The organism is Barnesiella sp. CU968, from assembly GCF_905219685.1.
GTDB classification, from domain to species: domain Bacteria; phylum Bacteroidota; class Bacteroidia; order Bacteroidales; family Muribaculaceae; genus Lepagella; species Lepagella muris_A.
In genome coordinates, this window is the sequence record NZ_CAJMXD010000272.1 from 1 (window position 1) to 3,992 (window position 3,992).

The following is a 3,992-nucleotide window of genomic DNA, read 5'->3' on the forward strand; positions in this document are numbered from 1 at the left end:
TAACTATATACTTCATAATGCTGGTTATAAATTATTTTCGTATTCTATCAATTGTCTTGCTGAGCCATGATGGCACGACAAGCGCGCCGATAAGCAAGTAAAGATAATATGTTATCAGACGCCAGAACACTGCGAGAATCAGAGCCATGCCGGCTGTCCCTACCATATCGCCGTAATATTCCGAAAAAAGCCACTCGCTCAGACCGGCTCCTCCGGGTGTGGGACTCACCATCAGCACAACCCAAATTACAAACTGGCGGGCGAGAATGACCCATTGATATTTGTCGTCTGCGGGTATGAATCCCCAGAACAAGGCATTTACTACAAGATAACGGGATGTCCATGACAGCGCCGTGCCGCAAAAAACTTCAAGCCAGAAGCCAAACGGCTTGGACTGCAGTTCTTTTGAAGTCGCCACCATGTTGGCTCCCAATGCCTGTATCTGGGATGACCATTTACGGAACCATCGCAATCCGGATATTTTATCGAGAACTTTTCTTATCCACAATGGTTTCCATATTATCCCGAGGAACAATATAAATGTCCACACCGCTATAAGCATGTATACAATCCAGAAAGTATACTTTATTCCATGAGAGAATGATGACCCTTCTGAAGCGAATATGTCTGCCGCCGGGGTAAACATCACAACAAACGGACATGCAATGACAAAGAAAAGCTCGTCCATGAAAAGAGTGGTAAGCATTAAAGTCGTAGCACGTCCCATCTCTATTCCCTGAGAATTCAGAAATATCATCCCCAGCGAACTTCCACCTACCGCAGAAGGAGTGATACAGTTGGTAAACTCACAAAGCATGTCGACTTTCCACGCCTGTCTCCATGTCAGTTTCCGGTCGGTCAGTGCCCGGAATCGCCATGTAAGACCGAAATCCCTGCCAAACATACACAAGAATCCCGCAACCACACAACCTATTATTCTTGAATCAAAATGAATGCTCTTCCAGATATCCGCAATATCCTCTTTACGTGCGTCGTGCACAAACATCAGAACCACGACCCCGAGACCGATAGCCACGGGCAGCAGAACTTTCCAGAAAGAGAAAGAGCTTTTACTGTCTGACACCTGTCCTCTCATCCCTTATACCTTCTTATTAGCGAATCATATCTGTCACTCACTTCATCCACTACATCTTCCCAGCTCCTTACAAGTGTAGTCCTCGCACCTTCCGAAACCCTGTTCAGCAAATCCCTGTTGTTTTTAAGATGTATTATCAGTTCTGAGAATCTTTCAGGCGATTTCTCCGTAAGAAACCCGTTCTTCCTGTCACATATGACTTCCGCCGCAGTGGAGCCTTCGAGAAGTATGGCGGGGGTGCCCATGGCGGCAGCCTCTCTTACAACCAGCGGAGCATTGTCATAGAACGATGGAAACAGAAACAAATCAGAAGCTGCGTAATAATCGCTCAAAGTGTGGCGATCCTTGATGACTCCGTTGATATGCACGGAATCAGACAGTCCATAGCGGGAAACCAAAGACCGCACGTCATTGAGAGCATAACCGGTACCAATAAAATTCATAACGAATTTTATTTCCCCTTTCAGAAGCCTCAGAGTTTCGAGTATAACATCAATACCCTTTTCCCAGATATGCTGACCGACAAACAACAGTGCAAGCTCATCATCCTTCACACCAAGACGGTGTCTGGCAGCGAGTTTATATTCAGCCGGATTTCCGGTGATAATCGAAGCGAAATCATTTCCGTTTTCAACTACTGTCAAAGGTCCCTTGAATCCGTATTCTCTGACTGTTTCCTCAACCTGAGCCTGTGGAATCCATACTTCATCGCAAGAATTGAAGAAATCCAGAATACGCTTCATTATTATAGGGACACACCACGGTGCCTTCCGAAACGCGTGTTCAAGATCGGAACGATACTTTGAATGAAAAGTGCCAATCAACGGAACTTTCTGGTGTTTCTTCACATATACGGCAAGTCTACCCGAAGAGAAAGGACAATGAGAATGCAGTATCTTGAAATTAGATTTGCGTAGTCGCCTCCATATAAACGGATCGCATTTCGGATAACCATATCGATAGGGATGTCTGGAAGCTATCGGCAATGAAAAATACCTCACAACTTCAAAAGGATAGTCTTGTTTCTCCGGATTCCAGGGGGTCACAACGCAAGGGGTGTGCCCCTTGCGGCTTAGCCAATAGACATAATTCTCCACAGCGAGAGTAACCCCGTCAAGAATCGGGGGGAAACTGTCGTTAAAGATACCATATAGATCTTTTGACTCCGGATATGAAAATAACCCTTTCATAATAATGATGCAAATTTAACTTAATTTAATAACAATCAAACCCCCGATTTGAATGTTTTTATTTAATTTTTTTACAAACATCTGATAATAAATGACAAATGCGCGTCCGCTTATTCACATATCCTTGTGAGTGCCGTGTGGCATAAACAATATGTTCGATAACAAAACTGCATTTTGTTAAAAAATCAATCCTGAAAAATTTGGCAAAATCAAATATTTGTCTTAACTTTGCACTCGCAAAAGCAAATGGTGCCATGTCCGAGTGGTTAGGTACCGGTCTGCAAAACCGTTCACACCAGTTCGAATCTGGTTGGCACCTCTGAAAAATCCTGATAACTCAGTTATCAGGATTTTTTCATTTTACATATTTTTCATAGACATATACCTCATGCACCTCTCCTGTATAGCCCTCCTCGGTTATAGGACCCTGACTCATGCCGAGAACAATGCGGGTACCCCTGTTATTCAACACCAGCAGATCGCCATTAGACGGGTCTATCGCCACACCCTCAATCTCACCGGCGCGTGCGAAGTCTGACATTTCACGGAAATGACGCAATGAACCCTTGACGGCTCCTCCGGCAACCAGTCCCTTTCTGAGAAAAGGCATGCCTTTTTCATCAAGTTTTACACTGAACGGGGTATCCTTTACTACCTCTTCCCCCTCCACAAGTCCTGTATAAGGAATGTTTCCAAGATCCGTGACATACAGATTGTCAGCGATGCCATACGCCGCTTCTCCGTCATCCGCTGAAAAAATCATTTTCCCGTCAGCGATTGTTATGCCCTGACACCAGTAAGGTGTCGGCTGACATTGCATCTTGGTGTGATAACGACCGGTGGCAAGATCATAGCAATATACATAGCGGGAATCCACCCAATCGCTCATCCATACCATATTCCGGTCACGATCCACCGCAATTCCCGAAACCTCGACCTGACCGGATTCCGGACTCCATGGCAGATCGCGCTTCCATTCGAGTGTTTCAGCATCATATATGGAAACTGCTATATTATAGCCACGACCATACTCAAACCTTTCGATGCCGCAGTATATCTCTCCGTTCCATACATCAATATCTCCGAAATGGTTTGCCACTTCAGGATTTACAAAAGGCTGTCGGTTGACATTAATCAGATGCCAGTTCTTGTCATATTTATATATCGCTTTCGTATCGGAGACATAATAAAATAAGCTGTCGGCAGCAATCCCCTGCCTGCCCGGAACTTCCACAACCTTCTTGAGCCTGTATTCATCTCCTATTATGCTTCCTTTAAGATTCCCGACTCCGCACACGATGCCGACAATCATGAAAGCTACGATTCTCAATGTTCCTGACACTTTACTTTCCATTACGAATATATTTTTAGACAGCTAAGCAAGTGTTCGGATTCGCATTTATTATAAATCAAATTAGAACACTTACTTACCATATTAACCATTGCAAACTATTTCACTTTTCTTGCAAAATATGCTCTCAACATTGAAAAACCCGACTTTCCGAGAATAATCAGCGATGCATACTGACAAGCTTTTGCAAGTCCGTAAAAAACGACCCACAATATACCTTTCAGAACCGCAGAAACCGGCAGAAGCATCTGCAAAAAAGAGAATGCATAACATAAAACACAGACAAAGGCTACAACCACTCCCGTCTTTACCGAGAGTGACTGCAGCCTCGTCTTTAGCAATTCGATCACGCCAA

General features: G+C 44.3%; 4 protein-coding genes and 1 tRNA gene. 1 reads left to right on the forward strand and 4 read right to left on the reverse strand.

The features are described 5' to 3' along the window. Nucleotides 1-31: 31 nt before the first annotated feature. Nucleotides 32-1,096 carry a lysylphosphatidylglycerol synthase transmembrane domain-containing protein gene (locus tag JX312_RS10055; protein ID WP_123406845.1) on the reverse strand — a complete coding sequence of 355 codons (1,065 nt, stop codon included), beginning with the start codon at nt 1,094-1,096 and terminating at the stop codon, nt 32-34. Continuing rightward, a complete protein-coding gene (locus JX312_RS10060) occupies nt 1,093-2,286 on the reverse strand; it encodes a glycosyltransferase (protein WP_172469297.1) in 1,194 nt (397 codons plus the stop codon). Before JX312_RS10060 ends, JX312_RS10055 begins: the two co-directional genes overlap by 4 nt. Before the next feature lie 248 nt (nt 2,287-2,534). Here JX312_RS10060 and JX312_RS10065 point away from each other — a divergent pair. Continuing rightward, nucleotides 2,535-2,605 (forward strand) — tRNA-Cys (locus JX312_RS10065). A 36-nt stretch (nt 2,606-2,641) separates the two neighbouring features. On the opposite strand, the gene JX312_RS10070 is transcribed toward JX312_RS10065, so the two are convergent. Beyond that, nucleotides 2,642-3,598 carry a hypothetical protein gene (locus JX312_RS10070; RefSeq protein WP_204457898.1) on the reverse strand — a complete coding sequence of 319 codons (957 nt, stop codon included), beginning with the start codon at nt 3,596-3,598 and terminating at the stop codon, nt 2,642-2,644. Nucleotides 3,599-3,735: 137 nt separating this feature from the next. Further along, a partial coding sequence (locus tag JX312_RS10075) for a hypothetical protein (protein ID WP_370541498.1) occupies nt 3,736-3,992 on the reverse strand: 257 nt, incomplete at its 5' end.

Excerpts from the sequence above, each read along its gene's own strand:
- JX312_RS10055 (WP_123406845.1), bottom strand. The coding sequence starts at position 1,096 with ATGAGAGGACAGGTGTCAGACAGTAAAAGCTCTTTCTCTTTCTGGAAA.
- JX312_RS10060 (WP_172469297.1), bottom strand. The coding sequence starts at position 2,286 with ATGAAAGGGTTATTTTCATATCCGGAGTCAAAAGATCTATATGGTATC.
- JX312_RS10070 (WP_204457898.1), bottom strand. The coding sequence starts at position 3,598 with ATGATTGTCGGCATCGTGTGCGGAGTCGGGAATCTTAAAGGAAGCATA.